This is a genomic window from Priestia sp. P5_B4 (assembly GCF_056400385.1).
Window position 1 is genome coordinate 1 of record NZ_JBFULJ010001023.1, and the last position, 1,245, is coordinate 1,245.

Annotated in this window: 1 protein-coding gene; it reads left to right on the forward strand. The window is 41.9% G+C overall.

The annotated features are described in order from the left end of the window. Positions 1 to 1,245, forward strand: a 1,245-nt coding sequence (locus AC1DRF_RS28450; protein ID WP_477742366.1) for a multidrug efflux MFS transporter, incomplete at both ends; no start/stop codon positions are given.

Below are 1,245 nucleotides of genomic sequence, written 5' to 3' on the forward strand. Positions count from 1 at the left end.
GATGCTGCATGTATGCTAAAAGAGCAGGCCGTATGGTTTCGCTCTTTTGTTGTTTTCACGCCATGCGGCACAACGAAAGAAGGAAATAGAATGGAATTATGGAAACGAAACTTGTACATTTGCTGGTTCGGTTCTTTTTGCACCACAGCCGGGATGAGTTTAGTTATTCCGTTTTTACCGCTTTATATTGAAAAGCTGGGAGTTCACGATACAAGCTCCATCAGCAGATGGGCTGGTATTGCCTTTGGATCTACCTTTTTAATGGCGGCTATTGTTTCTCCTTTATGGGGGAGTTTGGCCGATAAATATGGGCGAAAGCTTATGCTCCTTCGGGCAAGCTTGGKTATGGCAGTTGTTATGACTTCCATTGGTTTTGTGCAAAATGTCTATCAGCTTGTCGGACTGCGCTTTTTAATGGGGGCCGTTTCCGGCTTCATCTCTGCAGCCATTACGTTAGTAGCGACTCAAACACCTAAAGAGCACAGCGGTAAAGCATTAGGTACGTTGTCTACAGGGGCTGTATCAGGATCTTTATTAGGACCGCTAGTAGGCGGCTACTTAGGAGATACAATCGGGCTACGCCACGTCTTTTTCGTGACGGGTGCATTTATGTTTTTGTCTTTTTTAATTGTAAATTTAATTCAAGAAGACAAAAAAGAGACGGCGAAAACGACGAAAGAATCTAACATTGGGTTACTGTCTCTTAAAAATTCAAAGGCCGTGATTGGTGTATTTGTTACAACTTTTTTACTGCAGCTTGCAGTTATGGCTATTCAGCCAATCGTTACACTGTATGTAAAACAACTGTCTACTCATACCGATCACCTTGCCCTTATTTCAGGCTTTGTCGTAGCGGCAACAGGAATTTCAAATATTTTAGCTGCATCAAAACTTGGCAAAGTCAGCGATCGCGTGGGTCCTCAAAATGTGCTTCAAATATGTCTGCTTATCGTAGCGGTGATTTGCGGCTTACAGGCCTTTGTGCATAGTACTTGGCAGCTATTCTTACTTCGTTTTTTACTCGGTTTTGCAATGGGAGGATTATTACCTTCTATTAATTCTTATTTAAAGAAAATTGTACCGGACTCTATTACAGGTAAAATGTTTGGCTATAATCAAACAGCGCAATATTTTGGGAATTTAGCTGGTCCAGTCATTGGCGGACAAATTGCCGGAGCTAAAGGAATTCCTTACGTATTCTTAACAACCAGTGTTCTTCTACTATTGAATGCAGAAGAACACTGG